Raw genomic sequence first — 24,734 nt, 5'->3', positions numbered from 1 at the left:
CCGCCCCTATGCCAGCAAGCCGACGCCGATCACAGCCCCTTCGTCACCCTGAACTTGTTTCAGGGTCCATGGCCCGTCGCCTCCTTCAGCGCAGCGTGGGACGGACGCTCAGGTCATGGATGCTGAAACAAGTTCAGCATGACCAGAAAAGAGCGGCGGGCACTAAATCGCGAAACTGGACCCGCAGCCGCAGCCTGAGGCCGCGTTGGGATTTTCGACCTTGAAGGACGATCCGCCGAGCGAATCGACGAAATCGACGGTGCAGCCGCGCACCAGGTCGATGCTGACCGGATCGACGACCAGCTTCACCCCGTCGGTTTCGGTGACGATGTCATCGGCGTCGATGCTTTCGGCGAGGCCGAAGCGATAGGTGAATCCCGAACAACCGCCGCCGTCGACCGACAGGCGCAGCGCCGCCTGCGCCTCACCCTTGCGGTCGGCAATCCAGCGGACGCGCGCCGCAGCGGCGGGCGACAGGGTGATGTCGGAAATCTGCGTGGCCATGGCGGCAAGATAGGGCGTCGCGCCCAAAAGAAAAGGGCGCCCCGGCATCAGCCGCGGCGCGCCCCTCCTCTCCGACCCAGGAAAGCTCTTTTTTTGGATTCTTATTCGGGTCCGCCCATCGCGACATTCTTGCCGGTGATCGCGGCGATCGCCATCTGGTCCGAACGAACGAAGGGCATCGGGTTGACCGGCGCGCCTTCGATGCGGACTTCATAATGGAGGTGGTTGCCGGTCGAGCGGCCCGTCGAGCCGACGTAACCGATGATTTCGCCCTTCTTCACCTGCTGCCCGGGGCGCACGATGTAGGAGGACATATGGCCGTAGCGCGTCTGGATCGCATTGCCATGTTCGATTTCGACATAATTGCCATAGCCGCCGAGGCGCTGGGCGCGGCCGACGATGCCGTCGGCGGTGGCGTAGATCGGGGTGCCGTGCGGCGCCGGAATGTCGATGCCGTTGTGGCGCGCGACCTTGCCGGTGATCGGATGCACGCGCATCCCGTACGAGGAGGAGAGCGACATCTGGTCGATCGGACGGCGCGAGGGCACCGCCACGCCGATCGAGGCCGTCAGCCCGGTGTCGAGACGCTTCCACGCCTGAAAGATCGCGCGCGCCTCGCTGTCCTCGCCGACCGAGGGCGCGCCGACGGCGAAGCTGTCGTCATCGGGTTCGTCGGGAACGACGATGCCAGCATCAGCGCTGGTTTCGGCGGCGTGAACGGCCGGGGTGGCCGTTACGAAACAGGCTGCTGCACAGAAAATTGCGACTCGGTGCAACTTTTGCGCCAGTAGAATGTTAGTCAAAACAACGACCCCGCGTTTGCCATGTCGCCAAAGCCCGAAACTGGGCCCTGGTGCCGGTAACTCTGCTCTGGATGATTGCTCATCCCCCGCGGAAGCCTGTGTGCTGTTCCGATCCTTAGGAAGCAATAACGGCGTAGTATTCTTGCGTTAAACCGGCGCGAGCACGCGCCGAGTCGTTGAACGGTGGCTTCAAAGCCCCCCGAAACCGCGATTTTACGAGCGCCTGCCACGTTTCGACGGCGTTGAATCCCATTTCGTCGCACTTTTGCCGGAACCAGTCTGTGCCCGCGCGCACATGGCGGATTTCATCACTGTAAATACGCGATAAAATCCGTGCCGAGGCCTCATCGCCGACGGCGCGGAGGCGATCGACCGTCGCCGGTGTGACGTCGAGCCCGCGCGCTTCCAGCACCATCGGCACGATCGCGAGCCGCGCGAGGGCATCGTCGTGCGTCGCCTCGGCCGCTTCCCACAATCCGGCGTGCGCGGGCAAATCGCCGTAAAAGCTGCCGAGCTGGCGCAGCCGCCGGTCGAGCAGCGCAAAGTGCATCGCCTCGTCGGCGGCAACACCGATCCAGTCGTCGACGAAGCCGCGCGGAAATGCGCCGCCGAAGCGCCCCACCAGATCGACGGCCAGATCGATCGCGACGAATTCGATATGCGCGAGCGCGTGGAGCATCGCGATGCGCCCGCGCTGCGACCCGCCCTTGCGGCGGCGCGGCATCTGCGCGGGCGCGAGCAGTTCGGGCCGCGCGGGCCAGGCGGGCCGGTCGGGCATCGCCACGTCGCAGCGGTGCGCAAGCTCGCCGCGCCGCCAGGCGCGCGCCAGGCTGCGCGCCGCGCGGCGCTTGCCATGCGGGTCGGCGGTCAGCAGCACCGCGCGCGCGGCTTCGCCGAGGCTGGTCATCAAAGCGCCTTCGCCGCCCCCAGCACCGCGTCGGCATGGCCCTTCACGCGCACCTTGCGCCACTCTTTCGCCAGCGTGCCGTCACGGTCGAACAGGAAGGTCGAGCGTTCGATGCCCATATAGGTGCGGCCGTAATTCTGCTTTTCGACCCAGGTGCCAAAGGCTTCGCATACCGCGCCGTCCTCATCGGAAGCGAGGCGCACGGTCAGCCCATATTTGTCGCGGAACTTGCAGAGCTTTGCGGGCGCGTCGCGCGAGACAGCGAGCACCTGCGCGTTCAGATGCGCAAAGTCGGGCGCGAGCCGCGTGAAATCCTGCGCCTCGGTGGTGCATCCCGGCGTATCGGCCTTCGGATAGAAATAGACGACCAGCGGCGCGCCTTTCATCGCGGCAAGGTCGATCGCCGCGCCGTCGGCATCGAGAAGTTTCACATCGGGGATGGGGTCGCCGATCGCGATCATGGCTGTTTCTCCTGCTCAGCGGGGGCGGCGGGCCGAATCGAGGCCCACCAGGTCGCAATCTCCTGCCGCGCCGCGTCGTGCGCGGCAAGCAGCTGCGGCCAGCCGGGTTCGCCGCACTGGCTGGCGACGAGCTGACGCGCGGCCGCGGTGGCGGGTTCCCCGTCGGGCGCGGTGAGGCGCAACATCACGAGCATCCGCGCGAGCAGGCCGTGCGCGTCGCAGATGGCCGGTGGCGCCAGCCCCTCGACCTTCATGCAGGCGAGCGCCGACCCGATATTGGGATCGTGGCAGCGCCCGGTCGCGAGCTGAATCACCTGCATCGCGAACTCCAGATCGACAAGCCCGCCGGAGCCGCCCTTGATGTCGAGCGGCCCCTGCGGTGGCTTGTGCGCGGCGATCCTGTCGCGCATCGCCGCCGCGTCGCTCGCCACGGCATCGCGGTCGCGCGGCGCGGCGAGCAGATCGTCGATGATGCGTTGCAGTTCGGCGCGCGCGGCGTCCGACCCATAGACCGGCCGCGCGCGCAGCAGCGCCATATGCTCCCACGTCCACGCCTCCTCGCGCTGGTAGCGCGCGAAGCTGTCGAGCGTGACGACGAGCGGCCCCTGCGCGCCTTGCGGACGCAGCCGCGTATCGACGTCATAGAGCTTGCCCGCCGCGGTCGGCACCGACATCGCCGCGGTCACGCGCTGCGCGAGGCGGTTGTAATAGGTCGTCGCGCCCAGGGGACGCGGCCCGTCCGATTCGGCGAGATGATCGCCGGTGAAAAGATAGATGAGGTCGAGGTCGGAGGCGTGGGTGAGCGCGCGCCCGCCGAGCCGCCCGAGCGCGAGCACGACCAGCTCGCTCCCCGGCACCCGCCCGTGCGCCTCGACAAATTCGGCGACGGTCGCGTCGGCGAGCACTTGCAGCGCCGCTTCGGCCAGTTCCGAATAGCCGCAGGCGATGGCGAGCGGGTCGTTCGCCCCGGCGATCAGCTGGACGCCATAAGCAAAGCGCCGCTCGCCGACGCGGTCGCGCACGCGGTCGAGCAAGCGTTCATAATCGAGTCCGGCGAGGCCCGGCGCCCATTCGGCGAGCAGGTCGGCCTTGGTCGCGGGCGCCTCGAAGGCGCGCTTGTCGATCAGCCCCTCGATCAGTTCGACGCGCGCGCCGAGCGCGTCGGCGAGCGTTGGCGCGAGCGAGAGGATGCGCGTCGCGATCTTCGCCAGTTCGGGCTGCGCCGCGAGCAGGTGAAAAAAGCCCACCGCGCTCGGCAGCCCCGCGACGAGCTTGTCGAAGCGCAGCAGCGTCGCCTGCGGGTCGGGCGCGGCGCCGATCGCGCGGACGAGTTCGGGGAGCACCGTCTCCAGCGCCTCGAGCGCCGCCGCGCTGCGCAGCGCGCGCAGCTTGCCGCCGCGCCACTCGGCGATCGTGCGCAGCGCCGCGTCGGGCGGGTCGAACCCCGCTGCGGTCAGGTGGCCTGCCAGCGCATCGTCGTCGCGCGGCAGGCCGGTCGTCGCCGCGCGTTCGACGACCAGCCGGTCGTAACAGGCGGCGACATCCGCGCTGACAGGTTCGAGCGCGGCGAGCAGCGCGGCGCCGTCGGCCAACCCATCGAGGCGCGCAACGCCGTCCAGCGCCGCCGTCTGCACCGGCAGGCTATGCGTCTGCTGGTCCTCGACCATCTGGAGCCGATGCTCGATCCGGCGGAGCGTCGCATAATGGTCCGACAACCGCGCCGCGACCTCGCCCTCGATCCGTCCCGCCGCCGCGAGCGCCGCGAGCGCATCGACCGTCGCGGGCGCGCGCAGCGACGGGTCGCGCCCGCCATAGATGAGCTGGTGGACCTGCGCGAAAAACTCGATCTCGCGGATGCCGCCGCGCCCGCGTTTCAGGTCATAACCCGGGCCGAACGCCTGCCCCTGCGCAAAATGGTCGCGGATGCGGTCGCTCATCGCGCCGATTTCCTTGAGCTGGCGGAAATCGAGGCTGCGGCGCCAGATGAAGGGCTGGATCGCCGACAGGAAATGCGCCCCCAGCGCGCGATCGCCCGCCGAGGCGCGGCTGCGGATGAACGCCGCCTGCTCCCACGCGAGCGCTTCGGACTCATAATAGGAGATGGCGGCGCTTTCGGGCAGCACGATCGGCGTCACTTCGGGATGCGGGCGGAGGCGCAGGTCGACGCGCAGCACATGGCCGTCGGCGGTGCGCGCCGACAAAATCTCCACCATCCGCCGCGCGATCCGCACCGCCGCCTCATCAGGGTCGTCGCGCGATCGGCGCGGCAGCGTTTCGGGGTCAAAGATCAGGATCGGGTCGATGTCCGACGAATAGTTGAGTTCGTGGCTGCCGAGCTTGCCCAATGCGATCACCGACAGCCCGCGCGGTTCGGCATCGGGCACGCGCTCGGCAAAGGCCGCGGCGAGCGCGGTATCGCAGGCGCGGTCGGCGAAATCGGACAGGAGGCGTGTCGTCGCGGCGACGTCATGCTCGCCCGACAGGTCGCCGAGCGCGAGCAGCAGCGCGATCCGCCCGCGCCACTGGCGAAGCGTGCGCATGATATCGTCGTCGATCGCGGGCGGCGCCACCGCGGCGAGCGCGGCATCGGTGCCGTCGGCCAGGAAGCGCGCGACATCGTCGGGATTGAGCTGGGCAAGCCGCGCCAGAAACGGCGCGTGCGCGGTGAGCCGGTCGAGTGCGGACTGGCGCGTGGAAGCGTCGAGGATGGTCATCGAAAGCCGCTATCGCCCGCCCCCGAGGAGGTAGCAACCCCTACCCCGTCAGAGCGACCTCGGCGAAGGCCGGGGTCGCAATGACGAAGACATCAGGCCGGAACCGTGCTTTCGTCGAAGAACAGCACCTGCGAAATCGCCGCGCGCAGCGTCGCGGGCTGATAGGGCTTGGTAAGCAGGAAGGCCGGTTCGGGGCGGTCGCCGGTGAGCAGCCGTTCGGGAAAGGCGGTGATGAAAATGACGGGCAGTTTCACGTCCGACAGGATTTCCTGCACCGCTTCGATCCCCGAGCTGTTGTCGGCGAGCTGGATGTCGGCGAGGACGAGGCCCGGCTGATGCTTCTGTGCCTCTGCGACCGCTTCGGTGTGGGTGGTCGCGACGGCGACGACATCGTGGCCCAGGTCGCGAACGATCATTTCGATGTCCATCGCGATGATCGGTTCATCCTCGATAATCAGGATGCGCGCACGCGTCTGGCGGTCGATTTCGTCGGTCGCATCGTGGATCAGCGCGCGCACCGCGTCGGCGTCGCGGCCGATGATCCGGCCGGTGTCCTCGACGCTGAAACCCTCGACCGCGGTGAGCAGCAAGGCCTGCCGCGCGAGCGAGGGAATGCGACGCAGCCGCGCGTCGGCGATGGCCATGTCGCTCCGCTCCGCCTCGCCCTCGGGCACCGCCCGATCGGCCATCAGGCCGAAATTGTCATGCACCATCCGGTATAGCTGGATGCGCAGATCGCCATCGGGATCGATCGCATCGGGATGCGCGACAAGCGTTTCGAGCATCCGGGCCACAAGCGCATCGCCGTTCTGCTGGCTTCCGGAAATGGACCGGCCATAGCGTCGCAGATAGGGAAGATGCGGCGCAATCGACTGACCCAATGACATAAATTACCTCCTGAAAGCCGCGCAGGCCGCGGACAGATCGTCCGAAACAGGGACAGATGGAAGGCCCAACCCCCGCGCGCATCCGACATATTTCAACTTGCGGGAACGATTTAGCGCGAAAATGGTTTCATGGGAAAGAAACAAACGCGCCATTGCTCTTTGGCGCGCGCGCCGTTAGCAAAAGGCCCCATGTCGAGCGGATGCATTTATAATGACGCCTAAAACCGGGTCGCCGCGTGGCGAGACAGCCGGGAAGGGCGCCGGTAAAAAACCGTCCATGAAGGGGCCGGACGTCAATGGCGCCCTGCGCCGGGCCTATGAATCGACAGTCGAGGAGGCGATTCCGCAATCGCTGCTCGATCTGCTCGGCAAACTCGACTGATCAGACCCGGCGATAGCGCCCGGCGAATTCGGACTGAAAGGAAGCGAAGCCGCCGACGGCGATGGCATCGCGCATCGCCTGCATCAGATCCTGATAGAAATGGATATTATGCTGCGTCATCAGCATCGCGCCGAGCATTTCGCCCGCGCGGACGAGATGATGCAGATAGGCGCGCGACCAGGTCGTGCACACCGGACAGCCGCATGACGCATCGAGCGGACCTCGATCCTCCGCGAACTTCGCATTGCGGATATTGAGCGGACCGTCCCAGGTAAAGGCTTGGCCGTTGCGTCCCGACCGCGTCGGCAGCACGCAATCGAACATGTCGACCCCGCGCGCGACCGCGCCCACCAGATCGTCGGGCTTGCCGACGCCCATCAGGTAGCGCGGCTTGTCCGCGGGCAGCTGGGCGGGCGCGAAGTCGAGCACGCCGAACATCGCTTCCTGCCCCTCGCCCACCGCAAGCCCGCCGATCGCATAGCCGTCGAAGCCGATGTCGATGAGTGCGGCCGCCGAGCGCGCGCGCAATTTCTCGTCGAGCGATCCCTGCTGGATGCCGAACAAGGCCGCGCGGGCGGCATGATCCTCGCCCGCGTCGAAACCCGCGCGGCTGCGCGCGGCCCAGCGCATCGAGCGCTCCATGCTCGCCTCGGCGCGCCGGGCGTCGACCCCGGCGGGCGGGCATTCGTCGAAAGCCATCACGATGTCGCTGCCGAGCAGGCGCTGGATTTCCATCGAGCGTTCGGGGGTGAGCAAGTGGCGCGAGCCGTCAAGGTGGCTCTTGAACGCGACGCCCTCTTCGCTCTGCTTGGTCAGCGCCGACAGGCTCATCACCTGATAACCGCCGCTGTCGGTCAGGATCGGGCGGTCCCAGCCCATGAAGGCGTGAAGCCCGCCGAGCCGCGCCATGCGCTCGGCCCCGGGGCGCAGCATCAGATGATAGGTGTTGCCGAGGATGATGTCGGCGCCCGCCGCGCGCACCTCGGCCGGGCGCATCGCCTTCACCGTTGCGGCGGTGCCGACGGGCATGAAGGCCGGAGTGCGGATTTCGCCGCGCCGCATCCTAATCGTGCCGGTGCGCGCGGCGCCGTCGGTCGCGGCAATGGAAAAGGCGAATCTTGTCGTCATGGCGCGCGCCTATGGCGGGGCTGTGCGCGAAAGTCGAGGTCAGGCAATCCTCCCTGTGGCGAAAGCCATGGGGAGGGGGACCGCCGCCGCAGGCGGTGGCGGAGGGGCGACGACGTCGCGTTATTGCCCCTCCGTCAGCGCTTCGCGCTGCCACCTCCCCATCGCTGCGCGACAGGGAGGATTGGATCGACTAATCCCGCGCGTGTTCGCTCGACGGTTCCTCGGCGGCCGCCTTGGCCTTCTCCTTCGGCTTCTCCTTCTCGAATATCTCGATTAGTTCCTTCTTCCGCGCGTCGGACAGTTCCTTCTCAGCCGCGGGGAACATGTCCTCTTCCTCCTCGTCGATATGGTGGAGATAGCGATCCTTCATCGTGCGGAAGCGCGTCAGCCAGCCGCTCGACGCAAAATCCATCTCATATAATTCGGTCAGGAAATCCTCGATCTCCTTGTGCTCGGCAACGCTGTGCTGCGCCTCGTCGCGCAGGTCGGGGTCGGCGAGCATCGTCGCATAGAGCGACATTTCCTCCGACGCGGCGTGCGCCGTCACCTCGACGCGGAACGCCTCGAACAGCGTGCGGCGCTCGTCGCTGTCGCCCTTTGTCGCGTCGATGCGGTCGAGCAATTCGCGGTGGCGGTCGTGGTCGGCCTTCAGCCGCGCGAAGATTTTGGTTTCAGCCATTATGGTCTCCGTCCGTTGATCGGGTCGAAGACAGAACGAAGCGCCGCGCGTCCGGTTCCGGTCTCAGGCGGCTTTCCAGTCGCTCGTCGTCGCGAAGGCCGGCAGCGCGAGCGCGCTCGTCTGCTGCGTCGCGGCCGCGATCAGATAAGGCGAGACGCGGTGGCGGGTGCAAAGCCCGCCATTGCCGTCGCTCACCATCGTCTGCTCGAACTCGATCCCCTGCTGATGCTTCGTCGACCGGCGCACTGTCGCGGTGACGAGCTGCCCCTCGCCGAAATCAATCACGAAGCGCGTGCCGATGGGGACGTCCAATATGCCCTCGATGAAGGCGCCGGTCGCCGACAGGTTGCGGATGACGACCGGATAGCGATGATTGTCGTGAATCGCCGTTACCTTGCGGAACATCGAAAAACGGCCGTTGCGCTGGCGCGCGGGGCCGGACGGCCTGATCGTCCACGTCCCTTCTTCGCCATGGCGGACGAGGTCGGCCGACGCCACCGGCTTGCTGTAGACATAGCCCTGCACATGGCTGACGTTGAGCTTGCGAACGAGTTCGAGCTGATCGAGCGATTCGATGCCCTCGGCGGTGGTTTCCATATCGAGCGCCTCGGCCAGCGCGACGATCGCCGCGATGATCGCGCCGTTGCGTGACCCTTTTTCGGTCGCGCCGCGCACGAAACTCTGGTCGATCTTGATCTTGTCGAACGGCGCCGATTGCAGGTAGCCGAGCGACGAATAGCCGGTGCCGAAATCGTCGAGCGCAAGCCGCACGCCCAGGCCCTTCAGCGCGTTGAACATCCGGTTGGTTTCTGCGGTGTCGCCAAGGAAGACGCTTTCGGTGATCTCGAGTTCGAGCCGGTCGGGCGACAATCCGCTCGCCGCAAGCGCCTTCGCGACGATCCTGGGCAGTTCGGGGTTCGCGAACTGGATCGGCGAAACATTGACTGCCACGCGCATCGCGGCAGGCCAGCTTGCGGCATCCTCGCACGCCTTCCTCAGCACCCATTCGCCGAGCGGCCAGATGAGGTTGGCCTCTTCGGCGATCGGGATGAACAGCGCGGGCGATATCGCGCCGCGGTCGCGGTGCATCCAGCGGATCAGCGCCTCGACCCCGGTGACCATGTTCGTCCTCGTGTTGACGACCGGCTGGTAAGCGAGCGCAATCTCTCCGCGCGCCAGCGCATCGCGCAGATCTTCCTCGAGCACCCGTCGGTCCTCGGCCGCCCGATGCAGGTCACTCGAATAAAAGGCGAAACGCCCGCGGCCATTGCCCTTGGCGGCATAGAGCGCGAGGTCGGCATTGCGGACCAGATCGTCGCTGCTCTGCCCGTCGAACGGCGCGATCGCGACGCCGACGGACGCGCCGATGATGCAGCGGCTGCCGTCCACCGAATAGGGTTGCGACAGGCTGGCGATGATGTCGGCCGCCATGTCGCCCAGCTTGCCGCGATCCTCCACGTCGGGAAGGATGATCTGGAACTCGTCGCCGCCGAGACGGCTGACCATTTCCCTGTCGCCGACGATCTTGAGCAGCCGTTCGGCCACCTGTTTGAGCAGCGCGTCGCCCGCCGGGTGACCGAGCGTATCGTTGACCTGTTTGAAACGATCGAGATCGAGCAGCATGATCGCGCACGGGCGCTGTTGCTGCGCAAAGGCGGCAAGCGTCGCGTCGAGCTTTTTCGAGATGTTGAAGCGGTTGGCGAGACCGGTCAGCGAATCATAGAGCGCGAGCCGCGACGCATCCTCGGCGGAACGGCGCTGCACGGTGATGTCGGTGCCGCTGCCCCGATAGCCCGTGAACTTGCCGTCGGCATCATATTGCGGCCGCCCCGATATCGCCCACCAGCGATCGTCGCCCTCGAACGCGCCGCAGAGCGGCAGGTCGTCGAACTTCGACTGGCGCGTGAGCAGGAAAGGCAGGGTGCGCTGACGCTCGCCATGACTGTCGGCGGCCAGGAACAAATCCGTAAAGGGGGTGCCGAGCAGCGCCGTCGCCGAACGTCCCATCGTCCGCGCGACCGGATCGGTGATATAAGTCAGGCGTCCGTCAGTATCCGTCGACCAGAACCAGCCGCGCCCGCTTTCCTCGTAATTCTGGAGGAGGAGCAGCGCCTCGCGCGTTTGCAGGTTCGCCGCGGCGTCGCCGCGCGGTCGCGCTGCGCGCGACCCGATCCGGCCGAAAAAACCGCGCGGGCCCTCGTCGGCGCCGTGATCCCCCTGCTCCTCCGGCGCTATCCGCGATGGCATGTCCATCAGATAAACTCTTCGGTCTGATCCCCAGTCCGGCCGCTATGCCGAGAATCCCTTGCCAGAGAGTAAATATCTAAGTGTTTGTTCCAAAACGCGACAGGAAGGAAAGTTTGCGGCCGTGTGGACCGGTTATCCTGCCGCCTTTTCCTGTCGGCTCGGCGCGCCGAATTAACCCTGTGCCGAAGCAAGATGTTAAGGCCGCGGTCGCGATGGATGCACGATGGCGATGAAGATATTTCTCAACGAGACCCCACGCACGGTCGGCAAGGGGCGCGCCTCGCGGCGCCAGTTGCGCCTGCCGCTCCATGGGTCGAAAGCGACCGGCGCCGAGATCGAGGGACTCGTCCACAATATATCCGCTACCGGAATGCTGGTCGAAAGCGAGGCCGCGCTCGATGTCGGCGAGGAAATCGAAGTCAACCTGCCGCACAGCGGGAAAACCGCGGCGAGAGTGATATGGACGAGCGCGCGGCTCGCGGGATGCCAGTTCGACATGCCAATTTCGCCCGCGACGCTGAGTGCCGCGCAGCTGCGCAGTGTCGTCGTCGACGCCGACGCCCAGGCCACCGACGCGGGCGCGCCAACGTCGATCGAAACCTTCGGGAGCCGCCTCCAGCGGCTGCGCGTCGCGCGCGAGTTGACGCAGGAACAGCTTGCCGCGCAGCTCGGCGTCAGCGAACCGTCGATCTCGGCCTGGGAACTCGACAAGGCGCGGCCCAAGGCCGGCCGACTGGAAGCGTTGTCCGAGGCGCTGGGCGTCGAGATTTCCGAACTGCTCGGCATCGACGGCAGCGAAACGCTCGGCACGGTCATCGCCCGCGCCAAGCAGCAAATTGCCCGCGCGGCCGGCATCGGCGTCGACCGGGTGCGGATCACCGTCGAAATCTAGACCCTGTTTCAGTAAGGTTGAAGGCGAGACGGAGCGAGCGTGTTTTTTTTGCACGTGAGAAGCGGAAGCGCGGAAGGCCGCCATTTGCAGACCGCCAGAGCTGAATGTCGATCGGTCCCAGCCTTCAAAACGCGCTTGACCCTCACGCAGCGTCATCCCCGATAGGGTGGCGCGTGATGAGGAGACAGCATGTGCGAACGTCAAGCAGCTGGCCAAAGCCGCGGGGATCAGCGTCCGAACGCTGCATCATTATGATGCGGTGGGCCTGCTCAGGCCCGCGCATGTGGGCGCCAACGGCTATCGCTATTATGGGAAAGAGGAACTGCTGCGGCTCCAGCAAATCCTCTTTTACCGCGAGCTCGGTATGCCGCTGGCGGAGATTGGCGCGGTGCTCGACGATCCCGCCTTCGACCTGCTCGCCGCGCTGCGCGGGCACCGCGCCGCGCTTCAGCGCCGGATCGCGCAATATCAGGGCCTCATCCAGACCATCGATCGCACGATCGCATCACTGGAAAGGAATGAAGCGATGGAAGACAATGACTATTATGCCGGAATCGCACCCGAAACGCGCGAACGTTGGGAACGCGAGGCCGAGGCCTTCTGGGGCAAGGAGGCCGTCGCCGCGGCCCGGGAAAGGGCGCGCGCGCTGACGAAGGAGCAGGTCGGCGGGCTCCGCCGCGAGATGGAGGAGATCCGCGACGCTTTCACGCGCCTGTTTCGCAGCGGCGCCGCTCCGGGGTCCGACGCAGTGCAGGCCGTCACCGACCGGCACTATCGCTGGGTTTCGCACAGTTGGACCCCCGATGCGGCGGCCTTTGCGGGACTCGGCCGCTTTTACGTCGAAAATCCCGAGTTTCGCGCGACATATGACGACGGCACATTGCCGGGCTGTCCCGAGTTCATCGCCGAGGCGATGGCAATCTACGCCGAACGGTCGCTTTGAGGCGGCAGGAGAAGGCTCGCATCGCCATAGCTGTAGAAGCGATATTCGGCGGCGATTGCATGGGCATAGGCCGCCTGCATCGTCTCCAGCCCCATCAGCGCGCTCACCAGCATGAAGAGCGTCGAGCGCGGCAGGTGGAAATTGGTCATCAGCCCGTCGATCGCCTTGAAGCGATAGCCGGGGGTGATGAAAATCGACGTGTCGCCCGCGAAGGGTGCGATGGTGCCATCGTCGCGGGTGGCGCTTTCGAGCAGGCGCAGGCTGGTCGTTCCGACCGCGATCACCCGGCCGCCCGCGGCGCGCACGGCATTGAGCCGCGCCGCGGTGGCAGCGTCGATCCGCCCCCATTCGGCGTGCATGACATGATCGTCGGTGTCGTCGGCCTTGACCGGCAGGAAGGTGCCTGCGCCGACATGGAGGGTCAGCGTCTCGGTCGCGATCCCGGCCGCCGCCAACGCCGCAAGCAGTTCGGGGGTGAAATGCAGCGCCGCGGTCGGCGCCGCGACCGCGCCATCTTCGCGCGCGAACATCGTCTGGTAATCGGTGCGGTCAGCCTCGTCGGCGCCGCGCTTGCCGGCGATATAGGGCGGCAGCGGCATCGTCCCCGCGCGTTCGAGCAGCAGCTCGACCGGCTCATCGCCGGCAAAGGCGAGGACGAAGCTGCCGTCGGCGAGCCGCTCCTCGGCCAGCGCGGCGACTCCCGAACCGAAATCGACCGTCTCGCCGACGCGCAGCCGCTTGGCGTTGCGCACAAACGCCTGCCAGCGGCGCAGGTCGATGCGCTTGTGCAGGGTCGCGCCAATCTTCGCCTCGCCGCGCTGCCCTTCGAGCTGCGCCGGAATCACGCGCGTGTCGTTGAACACCAGGCAGTCGCCGGGCCGCAGCCATTGCGGCAGGTCGCGTACCCCGGCATCGACGATTGCGCGGCCATCGACAACCAGCATCCGCGCCGCGTCGCGCGGACGAGCGGGGCGCAGCGCGATGCGCTCGCTGGGCAGATCGAAATCGAAGGCGTCGACGCGCATGGCGGTTCGCGCGCCCTTCCGCGATTATTGCGCGATCGGCGCGTTGAGATCGTCGACGGTCACCTCGGCGGGCGCCGCGGGCTGCGCTTCGGTGAGCATCGAGGCGGGCGGGACCGGCTTGTTGTCGGCGGCGACCGACACCTGGACCATGCGCGACATCACTTCCGGCGGCTCACCCTTCTGGATCGCATCGACATATTGCATCCCCGACACCACGCGGCCGAAGACGGTGTAGCGACGGTCGAGCGAGAAGCGCGGCTGGAACATGATGAAGAACTGGCTGTTCGCGCTGTCCTCGCTCTGCGCGCGCGCCATCGACACCGTGCCGCGCAGGTGCGGAACCGCATTGAACTCGGCCTTGAGGTCGGGAAGCTGCGATCCGCCCTGCCCCGTCGCGGTCGGATCGCCCGCCTGCGCCATGAAGCCGTCGATCACGCGGTGAAACTTGACGCCGTCATAAAAGCCCGCGCGCGCGAGCTGCTTCACGCGCTCGACATGGTTCGGCGCGACATGGGGATAGAGCTGGATCACCACGCGGCCGCCGGTCGAAAGGTCGAGGTTGAGCATATATTCGGGGTTGTTCAGATATTGGTCGGGAGTCATCGCCGGGGCCGCGGGTGCTTCCGCCGCAGGCGCTGCCTCGCCCGTCGTGGCGGGCGGCGACGCGTCCTGCGCCACCGCCGCAGTCGCCAGACCGAACGCCATCGCCGTGAGAATCATGGGGCGGAAGAAAAATGTCATGCTGGATCGGCCTCTTGGATAATCGGAATATGCGCCCCGTCGGGCGCTCCCCTAGCGGGAAAAATATGAACGCTCAATGATTGGCGTCAACCTTCGCCCTGGCGCAATCCGCGTTCGGCGATGCGCGCGACAACCGCGTCGCAGACAGCAGGCGTCACGAACTTGTGGATCTCGCCGCCGAAGATCGCGATTTCCTTGACCAGCCGCGAAGCGATGGGCTGCAAGCAGACGTCGGCCATCAGGAAGACCGTTTCGATGCGGTCGTTGAGCTGTTGGTTCATGCCCGCCATCTGATATTCATATTCGAAGTCGGCGACCGCGCGCAGCCCCCGGACGATGACGGTCGCACCCTCGCGCGTCGCAAAGTCCATCAGCAGCGAGTTGAAACCGACGACATGAATGTCGCCCTCGATCGACGCGACCTCGCGTTTCACCATCGCTATGCGTTCGTCATCGTCGAACATCGGCGATTTGGTGATGTTGGTCGTCACCCCGATCACCAGCCGGTCGACCAGCTTGGCCCCGCGCCGGATGATGTCCATATGGCCGAGCGTGATCGGATCGAACGTCCCCGGATAAACCCCCACCCGCATTATCGGTCCCTTTCCACGACATAGCGCGCGATCGCGCGGAGCAGCGCCGCTTCCTCGCCGAAGCCGCCGAGATGAGCGATCGCCTGTTCGACGAGCAACGTCGCCTGGTCGCGCGCGCGTTCGAGCCCCATCAGCGTCACGAAGGTCGCCTTGCCCGCGGCTTCATCCTTGTGCAGCGCCTTGCCCGCCAACGCCTCGTCGCCCTCGACATCCATGATGTCGTCGGCGATCTGGAACGCGAGGCCGATGTCGCGCGCATAGCCGCGCAGCGGTCGGCGGCCCTCGACGGGGATGCGCGCCAGGATCGCTCCCGCCTCGACCGAAAAGGCGATCAGCGCGCCGGTCTTGAGCTGTTGCAGCCGCGTCACCGTCGGCAGGTCGAAATCCGCCGTCTCGGCGGCAAGGTCCATCATCTGCCCGCCCGCCATGCCTGCCGGACCCGCGGCGCGCGCGAGTTCGCAGCACAGCTCGCCGCGCACGAAGGGATCGGCGCTCGTCGCCGGGTCGCACAGCCATTCAAAGGCCAGCGCGTGAAGCGAATCGCCCGCGAGCACCGCGGTCGCTTCGTCATATGCCCTGTGCACCGTAGGCTTGCCGCGGCGCATATCGTCATCGTCCATGCACGGCAGATCGTCGTGAATCAGCGAATAGACGTGCATTGCCTCGACCGCGGCGCCGACGCGCAGCGTCAGCGCGCGGTCGACGTGGAACAGATCGCCGGCGGCGCGCACGAGCAGAGGACGCAATCTCTTGCCCCCCGCGATCGCCGCATAGCGCATCGCTTCGTACAGCGGCCCGCGCGGGTCGGCGGGGACGGCAAGCAATTTGTCGAACAGCGCGTCGATCCCCTCGGCGACTTCGGCCTGGGTCGCGCGGAGCAGCGCGGCGCCGCGCGCATTGTCGCCGCCTGCCGACGCCACGCCCGCTCAGTCCTCGCCGAAAGGCGTGGTTCCCGCCGGCCGACCATCGGCGGCCAGGCTGACCTGCTCGATCCGTGCCTGCGCCGCGGCGAGCCGCGCCTCGCAATGGCTGCGCAGCGCGTGGCCGCGTTCATAGAGGCTGACCGATTCCTCGAGGCTGACGTCGCCGCTTTCGAGCCGCCGGACGATCGTTTCAAGCTCGCCCATCGCGGCCTCGAATGACAGGGCGGCGATATCGGGAAGGGCAGCGGTTGCGGGGGTGTCCGTCATACCGCTGCTTTGGCCTCTTCGCCCCCTCTCGGTCAAGGGCGGCGAGTCGTCGCCCCCGACGATCGCTGTCGATCCGGTCGTCCCTGCTCGTGTTGCAGCCACGTCCGTTTCCGGGCGCGGAGCGGTCGGCGCGGCCCGGCGCAATCGGCCCAAAGGTCAGGAAAGGTCAGCCTTGTGCGACCGCCGATTGGCCGCGCCCGGCGCGCAGGCCGCGCGCGGTTGATCCCCTGTTTTCACGCCGGGCGGCGAGCGCTTTGTCCACATTTGAAAGAGCCGGGATGAAGGCTGGCACAGCCGGGCCATGTAGGACACCGTTTTTGGTGGCCGGTATGGAGTGGATTCCGGCCGATCCTCCCCCGCAGGGGGAGGGGAACCATGCGAAGCATGGTGGAGGGGTACGGGCCCGCACAGGCCGCGTTCGACCGATAGTGCCCCTCCACCACCTTCGATGCTCCCCCTCCCCGTTCCGGGGAGGAGCGCCGCGTCCGCAACCGGTCGGATGCCGCCCTCCGGATAATTTGCGCAGAGGCCCCTCCGCGCAATCGCGATTCCGCTTTTTGCAATTGCCTCGGCGCACCGCGCGAGCCATGTTGCACCGCACAAGAAGAGAGGGGCTCGAAGGCAAGTTTTGTTCCATCGACAAGGACTTGCACCATGAAAACCATCATCCTCCCCGCCCTCGGCCTGCTCGCGCTGGCGCCCACCGCTGCGCTGGCGAAGGACGAAACGGTCAAGCGTTTCCAGCACGACGGCGCCACCTATAGCTACACCGTCACCCAGGTCGGCGGCACGCGCGTGATCAAGGGTATCGAGGAACGCACCGGCAAGCCGTTCGTGCTCCGCGTCGGCGCGCATCGCGTTCGCGGCACCGTGGGGTCGCAGCAGGTGAGTTTCCCGCTTCGCGAGGTCGAGCCGCTGAAGACCGACAAGACCAGGCTCGCTTCGCGCTGACATCGCTCTCCGACGGCAGGCCCCCGTCGCCCAAAAAGGCGATATGGGGTCTGTTCGTTTCGCGCGCGCGCCGCTAAAGGCGCGCCATGACTCAGCCAGCGCCCGCCATCACCCCCGAAATCGTCGCCGAGCACGGGCTTTCTCCGCAAGAATATGAGCGCATCGTCGCCGCGATCGGGCGCGAGCCGAATCTCGTCGAACTCGGCATCTTCTCGGTCATGTGGTCCGAGCATTGCAGCTACAAGAGCTCGCGCATTCACCTCAAGAAACTGCCGACCGAGGCCCCGTGGGTGATCTGCGGCCCCGGCGAGAATGCCGGTGTGATCGACATCGGCGAAGGGCCGGACGGCAAGAAGCTCGCCGCCATCTTCAAGATGGAGAGCCACAACCATCCGAGCTACATCGAGCCCTATCAGGGCGCGGCCACGGGCGTCGGCGGCATCCTGCGCGACGTGTTCACCATGGGCGCGCGCCCGGTCGCCAATCTCAACGCGCTGCGCTTTGGCCGTCCCGACCATCCGAAGATGCGCCACCTGATCGCCGGCGTCGTCCACGGCATCGGCGGCTATGGCAATTGCGTCGGCGTGCCGACGGTCGGCGGCGAGGTCAATTTCCACAAGGCCTATGACGGCAATATCCTGGTCAACGCGATGACCGTCGGCGTCGCCGAACAGGACAGGATCTTCTATTCGGCCGCATCGGGCGTCGGCAATCCGATCGTCTATGTCGGCTCGAAAACCGGCCGCGACGGCATCCACGGCGCGACGATGGCGTCGGCCGACTTCGGCGAGGATGCAGAGGAAAAGCGCCCGACGGTGCAGGTCGGCGACCCCTTTACCGAAAAGCTGCTGATCGAGGCGTGCCTCGAGCTGATGGCGTCGGACGCGATCGTCGCGATCCAGGACATGGGCGCCGCGGGGCTGACCAGCTCGTCGGTCGAGATGGCGTCGAAGGGCGGTGTCGGCATCCACCTCAGGATGGACGACGTGCCGCAGCGCGAAACCGGCATGACCGCTTATGAGATGATGCTGTCCGAAAGCCAGGAACGCATGCTCATGGTCCTGAAACCCGGCAAGGAAGAGTTTGCGAAGGCGATCTTCGAGAAATGGGAGCTCGACTTCGCGGTCATCGGCACCGTCACCGATACCGGGCGCATGGTGCTCGAACATCATGGGCAAATCGTCTGCGACATTCCGCTCGCCCCGCTCGCCGACGACGCGCCGCTCTATGACCGGCCGCACGTCCCGACGCCGAAGCAGGCGCCGCTGACCGATGTGCCCGAAACGAAGGATGTCGCCGCCGACCTCAAGGCCTTGATGGGCACCCCCGACATCGCCAGCCGCCGCTGGATCTGGGAGCAGTATGACAGCCAGGTCGGCGCCGACACGGTGCAGACGGGCGGCGACGCCGCGCTCGTCCGCATCCACGGGACGAACCGCGCGCTCGCCATGTCGACCGACTGCACCCCGCGCTATTGCTACGCCGACCCGGTCGAGGGCGGTCGCCAAGCGGTCGCGGAGACGTGGCGCAACATCAGCGCGGTCGGCGCAACGCCGCTCGCGATCACCAACTGCCTCAATTTCGCCAATCCGCAGCGCCCCGAAATCATGGGGCAGATCGTCGGCTGCCTGGAAGGCATGGCAGAGGCGTGCCGCGCGCTCGACTATCCGATCGTGTCGGGCAATGTCAGCCTCTATAATGAGAGCAAGGCGACCGGCGGCGGCAGCGCGATCCTGCCCACCCCCGCGATCGGCGGCGTCGGCGTGATCGACGATCTGACCAGGGCGGTCGGCATCGGTTTCAAGCGCACGGGCGACATCATTCTCGCGGTCGGCGAACGCATGGGCCATCTTGGCCAGTCGATCTGGCTGCGCGAGATCCACGGCCGCGAGGAAGGCCCGCCGCCGCCTGTCGATCTGCGCGCCGAAAAGCGCACCGGCGATTTCATCCGCAAGAGCATCAACAAGGGCTGGATCACCGCCTGCCACGACGTCTCCGATGGCGGCGTCGCCGTCGCGCTCGCCGAAATGGCGCTCGCATCGAACATCGGCGTGCTGGTCAGCGAGGAACAGCCGTTCGGGATTGCAGAGAGCTTCTTCGGCGAGGATCAGGGAGTCTATCTCGTCACCGTCTGCGACACCTGCCTTGCCGATTTCCTCGATGCCGCGAACCGCGCCGACGTGCCGGTCGACCCGCTCGGCCGCACGATCAAGGATCGCATCGTCTTCGAGCTGCCCGAGAGCGATCATCAGGTGACGCTGGCGGAGCTGCGCGAGGCGCACGAAGGCTTCTTCCCGAAGCTGATGGGCGCCGACGCGGCGCTGGCCTAAATCGTCATTGCGAGCGTAGCGAAGCAATCTCCAGCGACCGTCCACCAATGACGATGGCTGGAGATTGCCGCGTCGCCTTCGGCTCCTCGCAATGACGAGGCAGGGCTTTCGGGTGGAGGAGTGAACCCCATGAGCATCCATATCGGCATCGGCGGCTGGACCTTCGAACCATGGCGCGGCACTTTCTATCCGCCCAAACATCCGCAGAAGCGCGAACTTGAATATGCCGGCCAGCATCTGACCGGCATCGAGATCAACGGCACCTATTATGGCAGCCAGAAGCCCGAAAGCTTTGCCAATTGGGCCGCGTCGGTCCCCGATGGCTTCAGGTTCAGCGTCAAGGCGTCACGTTTTTGCACCAACCGCAAGGTGCTGGCCGAGGGCGCGGCCTCGGTCGAGAAGTTTCTGACGCAGGGGCTGACGCGGCTCGGCGACCGGCTCGGCCCGATCCTGTGGCAATTCATGGCCACGAAAATGTTCGAGCGCGACGATTTCGCGGCCTTCCTCGACATGCTTCCCGAAGCCCAGGACGGTGTGCCGCTGCGCCACGCGATCGAGGTGCGGCACGAAAGCTTCCGCGATCCCGCTTTCCTCGACCTTCTGCGGGCGCGCAACATGGCGGTCGTTTACGCCGACAGCGACGAGTTTCCGTGCATCGACGAGCAGACCGCCGACTTCACCTATGCACGCCTCCAGCGCAGCCGCGAGGAGGTGGAGACCGGCTATGATGCGGCGGCGCTCGACCATTGGACACAGCGCGCGCGCGACTGGGCCGCGGGCGGCCGCGACCTCTTCCTCTTCTTCATCGCCGGCGCCAAGGTCCGCAACCCCGCCGCTGCGCGGGCGCTGATCGCGCGGCTGCGCGCCAGCGACTGACCGGTCAGGCCGCCTGCGCGAGCGGCGCGGGCGCCGACGCCGCTTCGGCCGCCTTTTTCCCCAGCAGGTCATAGGGGTCGATGCCGTCGGCGCGCATCATCGCGTGGACCTGTTTGTAAAGCCTGGGCTCCGCGATGCCGAGCCGCCGCCGCGCGGCGTCGAGCGGTTCGGCGAGCAGCGCCGCGATATCCTGGTGCGCGATCTGCTGCGCGGCGCGGCCGATGCGCTGCCCTTCACGCACCGCGCCATAAATGGGATAGCGGGTGCCGAACCCCTTGCGGATTTCGCGCGCGCCGGCCCAGGCGATGAACAGCGTCCCCCAGCTCGGGGTCTGGCTGTAGGAAAAGGCGAGCACGCACTGTTCACCGAGCGCGTCGCGGCCATAGCCGGTGAGAATATGGAACAGGTCGTGCGTGTCGCGCAGCCGGTTGCCGTAAAGCTCCAGCATATCGTCATAGCGCGGCTGGCCGCGGCGAAACTTGTCGAACTCGTCGACCAGCCCCTGCGCGGTCAGCCCCTCGCGCTCCATGAAGTCGACATAGGCGCGCCCGACACTGCCCTCGGGCAGTTTGCGCAGCGTGTCATGGTCGTCGAGCATCGCGGGCAGACAGGGCCGCTCGGCAAGCTGCTTGCGCCCCTCCGCGGTGGCGAAAAAGGCCTCCGCCGCCTTGCCGAAGCGCTTGTCGCGCAGCGATTCGATGATGTGGAACACCTGTTCGGTATCTTCCTTGTCCGCGATGAGCTGGCGGAAATGGCGCCACGCCTTGAGCGGACGAAAACCGCCGTCGATGCGGTCGGGATGGGAGAGCGGGAGACTGGTCATGCGAACCTCTGTAGCGAATCCTTGCGCCGTCGAGATAGCATTACTGACACAAATGTCAATAGAGGGCGAGTCAGACCGCGAATATCTCCGCCAATGCGATCACAAGCGCGCTGCGGTATCGCCGCACGTCGGGTTCGGCGGCGGTCAGAAGCAGGATTTCGCCATAACGGTCGAGACAGGCGAGCATCGTCCCCTCGACGGGGCGGGCGGGCAGCCGCGCAATGCGACTGGCATGGGCGCGTTCGCGCAGCCATGCCCATCGCGCCGAAAAATGATCGGGGTCGGGCGGAAAGACGACGATCAGCTTCGCGGCATGGCCGCGTGCGATCACGGTTTCCAGCTCCCAGCTGACCCCGCTCGTATAGCCTGCGACGACAAGGACGAAAGCGGCCTCGTCGATCCAGCAGCGCACGGCATTCTGCCAGGCGTCGTCGGCGAAATAGGCGCGCGCCGCGCCCTCGACCGGCAGATAGCCCGGCTCGCCGATCGCGATGACGGGTCCAAATCGTCGCGCGTCGTCGGCGAGCAGTGTCTCAAGGCGCGTCACGCGGCGGCGTTCGCCCTCCTCGCTCGCCACCACCAGGGCGAAATCGTCGCCGAAGGAGCGGAGATAGACCACGGGCGCCCGCCGGTCGCCGCGCCTTTCCTCGTCGACGCGCGGCAGCGCCCAGGCCGCGAGCCGCGACGCATAGCGGCGTTCGAGCGCGCCGCTGGTGCGGATGGAAAGCCAGTAGAGCAGGACGATTCCGCCCAGCACCAGCGGCGGGCCATAGTCGGCCTGCCACGACGACCGCCCCGCCGCGTCGCCTCCGCCGACGGCGGCACCCCCGGCGATCGCCGCGGCAAGCAGCGCCGCGAACAACAGAAAGGGTCCATAGGCCATGGCCACGCGCGCGACCGCCGACACGGCCTGCCGCCGCGCCGGCGTCGCGCGTGCGTCGGCAAAAACGGCGAGCGCCGCAAGCGGGACGGGGCCGAGACATGTGATCGCGACCATGATGCCGATCCATGGATCGGGCAGCCGCCCGTCGGCACCCATGCCCAGCCACTCGCCCCAGACCGGTTTCGACAGGAGGATCGCCGGAATCCAGAGCAGCGCCGCAGCGAACAACCAGCGGCTCCGCCGCACACGCCGACTGTCCCTGCCGGCGGCCCTGGCTACCGCGCGCGTCATGTCGCGCATCGTGCGCTGGCTGTGCGATGCCCGCCAGCGGCGCTGGAGCGACAGATGGTACAGGCCGATCACGACCCCTGCCGCAGCCGCCCAGACCCAGGGCAGAGCCGCGAAGCTGCTGTCGCGGTCGTGACCCCAGCGCGTGAGCGCGGCATCATAGTCGAGGGCCGGAATCGCAAGGCCGATCAGCCACCAGGGAATGACGATCAGACAGGCCAGCGCGAAGAGGGCGACAAGACCCAGAAAGGCCCCCGTCACGGCGCGCCCGACGATCGCGATCGGCAGCGATGGTTGCGGCGGCGGCGCCGTATCGAGCGTGACCCTGATCGCCAATCCCGTCCCCCCGTTCGCTGACCGCCGGATGCCGGCGCGAGCTTATCATGCCGATCGCCGCAGCAACACAGGCAAGGCGAGGTCGAGCGCTCCGGTGGCGGCGCCGTGCGTTCCCGATGCGGGGCCCGCCCGCGCCAATAGCGCGCAAACAGCGCTGGCGCGATCGTCCGATCGCCGATAGACCGGCGCCATGAAAGCGCATCCGACGGTCCCCTATAGCGCGCCGCCCGCGATGACCGACGCCGCGCGGATCGCCGCGGCGGAGGCATTTCGCGACCATGTCGCGACGCGGCGGACGTGCCGGATGTTCAGCGACGCACCGGTGCCGCGCGAAGTGATCGAAGCCGCGATCGCCGCCGCGGGCACCGCGCCGAGCGGCGCCAACCACCAGCCCTGGCATTTCGCAGCGGTTTCCTCGCCCGACATCAAGCACCGCATCCGCCTCGCCGCCGAGGCCGAGGAGCGCGAATTCTACGCGAGCCGCGCCGGGCGGGAATGGCTCGAAGCGCTTGCCCCGCTCGGCACCGACGAGGACAAGGCCTTTCTCGACATCGCGCCATGGCTGATCGTCGTGTTCGGACAGCGGCGCGGCGGGATCGAGCCGGGCGAGGCGCGGCAGAATTATTATGTCACCGAAAGCGTCGGCATCGCGTGCGGCCTGCTGCTCACCGCGCTCCACGGCGCCGGGCTTGCGACCTTGACGCACACACCGTCGCCGATGGGCTTTCTGCGCGACATCTGCGGCCGCCCGGCCGACGAAAAGCCGCTGATGCTCGTCGTCGCGGGGCATCCGGCGGCCGACGCGACGGTGCCCGTTCACGCGACGCGCAAGAAACCGCTGGAACAGATCAGCAGCTGGCTTTGACGCGGCGCGGAAGCTGGAGGGGAAAAGGCGATGAACCGGGGAATGACGACGCGATACGAAAGCCTCGACGCGATCCGCGGAGTCGCGGTGATGGGCATCCTCGCCATGAACATCGTCGCCTTTGCGCTGCCCTTTCCGGCCTATGGCAACCCCGCCGCCGGGGGACCGCCGACCGGCAGCGATGTCGCGACCTGGTTCTTCAACTTCGTTTTCGTCGATTCGAAGATGCGCGGCCTGTTCTCGATGCTGTTCGGGGCGAGCACGCTGCTGGTGATCGACAGCGCCGCCACGGCGGGGCGCAGCGCGGCGGGTGCGCATTATTCGCGCATGTTCTGGCTCGCGATCTTCGGCCTTGCGCATTTCTACCTCATCTGGTTCGGCGACATCTTGTTCCTTTATGCCATCTGTGGGCTGATCCTCTTTCTGTTCCGCAACCTGTCGGCGCGCGCGCTGCTGCTCTGGGCGATCCCCTTTTTCCTCGTCGGCATCGGCCTGCACACGATCCTCTGGGCGATGATGGCGATGGCGCAGGCCGGCGCGCTGCCCCCCGATGCCGCCGCCGCGATGCAGGAGGCGTTGCGACAGATGAACGCCGACATGGGCCCGTCCACCCCCGTCTATGCCGAGGAGAAGGCGCTTTATCTCGGCAGCTATGCCAGCATCGTCGCACATCGCACCGGCGAAATGGCGGGCGACCCGCTCTTCTTCCTCGGCCTGTTCCTGTGGGAAACGATCGGGCTGATGCTGATCGGCATGGCGCTGTTCAAATCGCATATGCTGACCGGCGAATGGGAAGCGGCGCGCTATCGCAAATGGGCGATCGCCTGCTTCCTGGTCGCGGCGGCGCCACTCGTCGGACTCGCCCTCTATCAGATGCGCACCGGTTATGACGCGGTGTCGGTGTTCGGCGCGACGATCGCGCTGTCGGTGCCCTTCGACACGCTGATGACGATCGGCTGGGCGGCGCTCATCATGCTGCTCATCAGGACCGCGGCGAGCAACGCCGTGCGCGCGCGGCTTGCTGCGGCGGGGCGCATGGCCTTCACCAATTATCTCGTCACCTCGGTCGTGATGACGACGATCTTTTACGGCTATGGGCTTGGTCTGTTCGGCAGTATCGGCCGCCTGCCGCTCTATCTTTTCTGCTTCGGCATGTGGGCGGCGATGCTGCTCTGGTCAAAACCCTGGCTCGATCGTCATCAATATGGCCCGCTCGAATGGCTGTGGCGCAGCCTGTCGCGTTGGCAGGTGCAGCCGATGCGAAAGCGCTTTCCGGGCTGAAACGG

Annotated in this window: 24 protein-coding genes; 8 read left to right on the top strand and 16 right to left on the bottom strand. The window is 66.8% G+C overall.

The features are described from left to right. Window positions 1–162 precede the first annotated feature (162 nt). From erpA to SPYCA_RS00805, 6 genes are all read right to left on the bottom strand, one after another. Complete coding sequence (gene erpA, locus SPYCA_RS00830; RefSeq protein WP_120222076.1) at window positions 163–504, bottom strand: iron-sulfur cluster insertion protein ErpA; 342 nt, start codon at window positions 502–504, stop codon at window positions 163–165. 101 nt (window positions 505–605) lie between these two features. After that, window positions 606–1,280, bottom strand: coding sequence for a M23 family metallopeptidase (locus SPYCA_RS00825; RefSeq protein WP_232003430.1), 675 nt, complete (start codon window positions 1,278–1,280; stop codon window positions 606–608). A 142-nt stretch (window positions 1,281–1,422) separates the two neighbouring features. Further along, window positions 1,423–2,214, bottom strand: coding sequence for a ferritin-like domain-containing protein (locus SPYCA_RS00820; RefSeq protein WP_120218583.1), 792 nt, complete (start codon window positions 2,212–2,214; stop codon window positions 1,423–1,425). Further along, the gene (locus tag SPYCA_RS00815) at window positions 2,214–2,675 is read right to left on the bottom strand and encodes a peroxiredoxin (RefSeq protein WP_120218582.1); all 462 of its coding nucleotides are present in this window, start codon (window positions 2,673–2,675) and stop codon (window positions 2,214–2,216) included. Before SPYCA_RS00815 ends, SPYCA_RS00820 begins: the two co-directional genes overlap by 1 nt. Then, a complete protein-coding gene (locus SPYCA_RS00810) occupies window positions 2,672–5,389 on the bottom strand; it encodes a bifunctional [glutamine synthetase] adenylyltransferase/[glutamine synthetase]-adenylyl-L-tyrosine phosphorylase (RefSeq protein ID WP_120218581.1) in 2,718 nt (905 codons plus the stop codon). Before SPYCA_RS00810 ends, SPYCA_RS00815 begins: the two co-directional genes overlap by 4 nt. A 92-nt stretch (window positions 5,390–5,481) precedes the next feature. Continuing rightward, window positions 5,482–6,276 (bottom strand): response regulator, encoded by a 795-nt coding sequence (locus tag SPYCA_RS00805; RefSeq protein WP_120218580.1) that lies wholly within the window; start codon window positions 6,274–6,276, stop codon window positions 5,482–5,484. Window positions 6,277–6,487: 211 nt separating this feature from the next. Here SPYCA_RS00805 and SPYCA_RS19410 point away from each other — a divergent pair, with 211 nt between their 5' ends. Next, window positions 6,488–6,658 (top strand): NepR family anti-sigma factor, encoded by a 171-nt coding sequence (locus tag SPYCA_RS19410; RefSeq protein ID WP_232003429.1) that lies wholly within the window; start codon window positions 6,488–6,490, stop codon window positions 6,656–6,658. On the opposite strand, the gene tgt is transcribed toward SPYCA_RS19410, so the two are convergent. The 3 genes from tgt to SPYCA_RS00790 form a co-directional block, all read right to left on the bottom strand. Continuing rightward, window positions 6,659–7,786, bottom strand: a complete 1,128-nt coding sequence (tgt, locus tag SPYCA_RS00800; RefSeq protein ID WP_120218579.1) for a tRNA guanosine(34) transglycosylase Tgt — start codon at window positions 7,784–7,786, stop codon at window positions 6,659–6,661. A 190-nt stretch (window positions 7,787–7,976) separates the two neighbouring features. Then, the gene (locus SPYCA_RS00795; protein WP_120218578.1) at window positions 7,977–8,465 is read right to left on the bottom strand and encodes a hemerythrin domain-containing protein; all 489 of its coding nucleotides are present in this window, start codon (window positions 8,463–8,465) and stop codon (window positions 7,977–7,979) included. 63 nt (window positions 8,466–8,528) lie between these two features. Then, entirely contained in the window at window positions 8,529–10,712 is a 2,184-nt protein-coding gene (locus SPYCA_RS00790) for an EAL domain-containing protein (protein ID WP_232003428.1), read from the bottom strand. 223 nt (window positions 10,713–10,935) lie between these two features. On the opposite strand from SPYCA_RS00790, the gene SPYCA_RS00785 reads away from it, so the two are divergent. Both SPYCA_RS00785 and SPYCA_RS00780 read left to right on the top strand, forming a co-directional pair. Further along, complete coding sequence (locus SPYCA_RS00785) at window positions 10,936–11,604, top strand: helix-turn-helix domain-containing protein (RefSeq protein ID WP_120218576.1); 669 nt, start codon at window positions 10,936–10,938, stop codon at window positions 11,602–11,604. Window positions 11,605–11,770: 166 nt separating this feature from the next. Next, window positions 11,771–12,547, top strand: coding sequence for a MerR family transcriptional regulator (locus SPYCA_RS00780; protein WP_120218575.1), 777 nt, complete (start codon window positions 11,771–11,773; stop codon window positions 12,545–12,547). Here the strand turns inward: SPYCA_RS00780 and queA are convergent. The 5 genes from queA to SPYCA_RS00755 all read right to left on the bottom strand — a co-directional run bounded on the left by queA (window position 12,526) and on the right by SPYCA_RS00755 (window position 16,096). Then, window positions 12,526–13,572 carry a tRNA preQ1(34) S-adenosylmethionine ribosyltransferase-isomerase QueA gene (queA, locus tag SPYCA_RS00775; protein ID WP_120218574.1) on the bottom strand — a complete coding sequence of 349 codons (1,047 nt, stop codon included), beginning with the start codon at window positions 13,570–13,572 and terminating at the stop codon, window positions 12,526–12,528. The two genes, SPYCA_RS00780 and queA, sit on opposite strands and share 22 nt — an antisense overlap. A 24-nt stretch (window positions 13,573–13,596) precedes the next feature. Then, window positions 13,597–14,313 (bottom strand): peptidylprolyl isomerase, encoded by a 717-nt coding sequence (locus tag SPYCA_RS00770; RefSeq protein ID WP_120218573.1) that lies wholly within the window; start codon window positions 14,311–14,313, stop codon window positions 13,597–13,599. A gap of 86 nt (window positions 14,314–14,399) precedes the next feature. Then, the gene (gene coaD / locus SPYCA_RS00765) at window positions 14,400–14,906 is read right to left on the bottom strand and encodes a pantetheine-phosphate adenylyltransferase (protein WP_120218572.1); all 507 of its coding nucleotides are present in this window, start codon (window positions 14,904–14,906) and stop codon (window positions 14,400–14,402) included. Then, window positions 14,906–15,826: a polyprenyl synthetase family protein gene (locus tag SPYCA_RS00760; protein ID WP_120218571.1), complete on the bottom strand. Its 921-nt coding sequence runs from the start codon at window positions 15,824–15,826 to the stop codon at window positions 14,906–14,908. Before SPYCA_RS00760 ends, coaD begins: the two co-directional genes overlap by 1 nt. A gap of 6 nt (window positions 15,827–15,832) precedes the next feature. Next, the gene (locus tag SPYCA_RS00755) at window positions 15,833–16,096 is read right to left on the bottom strand and encodes an exodeoxyribonuclease VII small subunit (RefSeq protein WP_120218570.1); all 264 of its coding nucleotides are present in this window, start codon (window positions 16,094–16,096) and stop codon (window positions 15,833–15,835) included. A gap of 654 nt (window positions 16,097–16,750) precedes the next feature. On the opposite strand from SPYCA_RS00755, the gene SPYCA_RS00750 reads away from it, so the two are divergent. The 3 genes from SPYCA_RS00750 to SPYCA_RS00740 all read left to right on the top strand — a co-directional run bounded on the left by SPYCA_RS00750 (window position 16,751) and on the right by SPYCA_RS00740 (window position 20,253). After that, on the top strand, window positions 16,751–17,047 hold the full coding sequence (locus SPYCA_RS00750; protein ID WP_120218569.1) for a hypothetical protein: 297 nt from the start codon (window positions 16,751–16,753) through the stop codon (window positions 17,045–17,047). Between the two features lie 86 nt (window positions 17,048–17,133). Continuing rightward, the gene (gene purL / locus SPYCA_RS00745; RefSeq protein ID WP_120218568.1) at window positions 17,134–19,377 is read left to right on the top strand and encodes a phosphoribosylformylglycinamidine synthase subunit PurL; all 2,244 of its coding nucleotides are present in this window, start codon (window positions 17,134–17,136) and stop codon (window positions 19,375–19,377) included. A 129-nt stretch (window positions 19,378–19,506) separates the two neighbouring features. Next, window positions 19,507–20,253, top strand: coding sequence for a DUF72 domain-containing protein (locus SPYCA_RS00740; RefSeq protein WP_120218567.1), 747 nt, complete (start codon window positions 19,507–19,509; stop codon window positions 20,251–20,253). A gap of 4 nt (window positions 20,254–20,257) precedes the next feature. On the opposite strand, the gene SPYCA_RS00735 is transcribed toward SPYCA_RS00740, so the two are convergent. Together SPYCA_RS00735 and SPYCA_RS00730 are read right to left on the bottom strand one after the other, a co-directional pair. Continuing rightward, on the bottom strand, window positions 20,258–21,076 hold the full coding sequence (locus tag SPYCA_RS00735) for a Coq4 family protein (RefSeq protein ID WP_120218566.1): 819 nt from the start codon (window positions 21,074–21,076) through the stop codon (window positions 20,258–20,260). Between the two features lie 70 nt (window positions 21,077–21,146). Next, window positions 21,147–22,583, bottom strand: coding sequence for a hypothetical protein (locus tag SPYCA_RS00730; RefSeq protein WP_120218565.1), 1,437 nt, complete (start codon window positions 22,581–22,583; stop codon window positions 21,147–21,149). Between the two features lie 190 nt (window positions 22,584–22,773). Between SPYCA_RS00730 and SPYCA_RS00725 the strand changes: the two genes are divergently transcribed. Both SPYCA_RS00725 and SPYCA_RS00720 read left to right on the top strand, forming a co-directional pair. Next, a complete protein-coding gene (locus SPYCA_RS00725; RefSeq protein ID WP_120218564.1) occupies window positions 22,774–23,448 on the top strand; it encodes a nitroreductase family protein in 675 nt (224 codons plus the stop codon). Window positions 23,449–23,490: 42 nt separating this feature from the next. Further along, on the top strand, window positions 23,491–24,729 hold the full coding sequence (locus SPYCA_RS00720; protein WP_232003425.1) for a DUF418 domain-containing protein: 1,239 nt from the start codon (window positions 23,491–23,493) through the stop codon (window positions 24,727–24,729). Window positions 24,730–24,734 lie beyond the last annotated feature (5 nt).

It is taken from the genome of Sphingopyxis sp. FD7 (genome assembly GCF_003609835.1).
Classification (GTDB): Bacteria; Pseudomonadota; Alphaproteobacteria; order Sphingomonadales; family Sphingomonadaceae; genus Sphingopyxis.
This window is presented reverse-complemented; position numbering and strand designations above follow the sequence as displayed.

Coding starts and splice junctions, on each gene's coding strand:
- erpA (WP_120222076.1), bottom strand. CDS start 504: ATGGCCACGCAGATTTCCGACATCACCCTGTCGCCCGCCGCTGCGGCG.
- SPYCA_RS00820 (WP_120218583.1), bottom strand. CDS start 2,214: ATGACCAGCCTCGGCGAAGCCGCGCGCGCGGTGCTGCTGACCGCCGAC.
- SPYCA_RS00815 (WP_120218582.1), bottom strand. CDS start 2,675: ATGATCGCGATCGGCGACCCCATCCCCGATGTGAAACTTCTCGATGCC.
- SPYCA_RS00810 (WP_120218581.1), bottom strand. CDS start 5,389: ATGACCATCCTCGACGCTTCCACGCGCCAGTCCGCACTCGACCGGCTC.
- SPYCA_RS00805 (WP_120218580.1), bottom strand. CDS start 6,276: ATGTCATTGGGTCAGTCGATTGCGCCGCATCTTCCCTATCTGCGACGC.
- SPYCA_RS19410 (WP_232003429.1), top strand. CDS start 6,488: ATGACGCCTAAAACCGGGTCGCCGCGTGGCGAGACAGCCGGGAAGGGC.
- tgt (WP_120218579.1), bottom strand. CDS start 7,786: ATGACGACAAGATTCGCCTTTTCCATTGCCGCGACCGACGGCGCCGCG.
- SPYCA_RS00795 (WP_120218578.1), bottom strand. CDS start 8,465: ATGGCTGAAACCAAAATCTTCGCGCGGCTGAAGGCCGACCACGACCGC.
- SPYCA_RS00790 (WP_232003428.1), bottom strand. CDS start 10,712: ATGCCATCGCGGATAGCGCCGGAGGAGCAGGGGGATCACGGCGCCGAC.
- SPYCA_RS00785 (WP_120218576.1), top strand. CDS start 10,936: ATGGCGATGAAGATATTTCTCAACGAGACCCCACGCACGGTCGGCAAG.
- queA (WP_120218574.1), bottom strand. CDS start 13,572: ATGCGCGTCGACGCCTTCGATTTCGATCTGCCCAGCGAGCGCATCGCG.
- SPYCA_RS00770 (WP_120218573.1), bottom strand. CDS start 14,313: ATGACATTTTTCTTCCGCCCCATGATTCTCACGGCGATGGCGTTCGGT.
- coaD (WP_120218572.1), bottom strand. CDS start 14,906: ATGCGGGTGGGGGTTTATCCGGGGACGTTCGATCCGATCACGCTCGGC.
- SPYCA_RS00755 (WP_120218570.1), bottom strand. CDS start 16,096: ATGACGGACACCCCCGCAACCGCTGCCCTTCCCGATATCGCCGCCCTG.
- SPYCA_RS00750 (WP_120218569.1), top strand. CDS start 16,751: ATGAAAACCATCATCCTCCCCGCCCTCGGCCTGCTCGCGCTGGCGCCC.
- purL (WP_120218568.1), top strand. CDS start 17,134: ATGACTCAGCCAGCGCCCGCCATCACCCCCGAAATCGTCGCCGAGCAC.
- SPYCA_RS00740 (WP_120218567.1), top strand. CDS start 19,507: ATGAGCATCCATATCGGCATCGGCGGCTGGACCTTCGAACCATGGCGC.
- SPYCA_RS00735 (WP_120218566.1), bottom strand. CDS start 21,076: ATGACCAGTCTCCCGCTCTCCCATCCCGACCGCATCGACGGCGGTTTT.
- SPYCA_RS00725 (WP_120218564.1), top strand. CDS start 22,774: ATGAAAGCGCATCCGACGGTCCCCTATAGCGCGCCGCCCGCGATGACC.
- SPYCA_RS00720 (WP_232003425.1), top strand. CDS start 23,491: ATGACGACGCGATACGAAAGCCTCGACGCGATCCGCGGAGTCGCGGTG.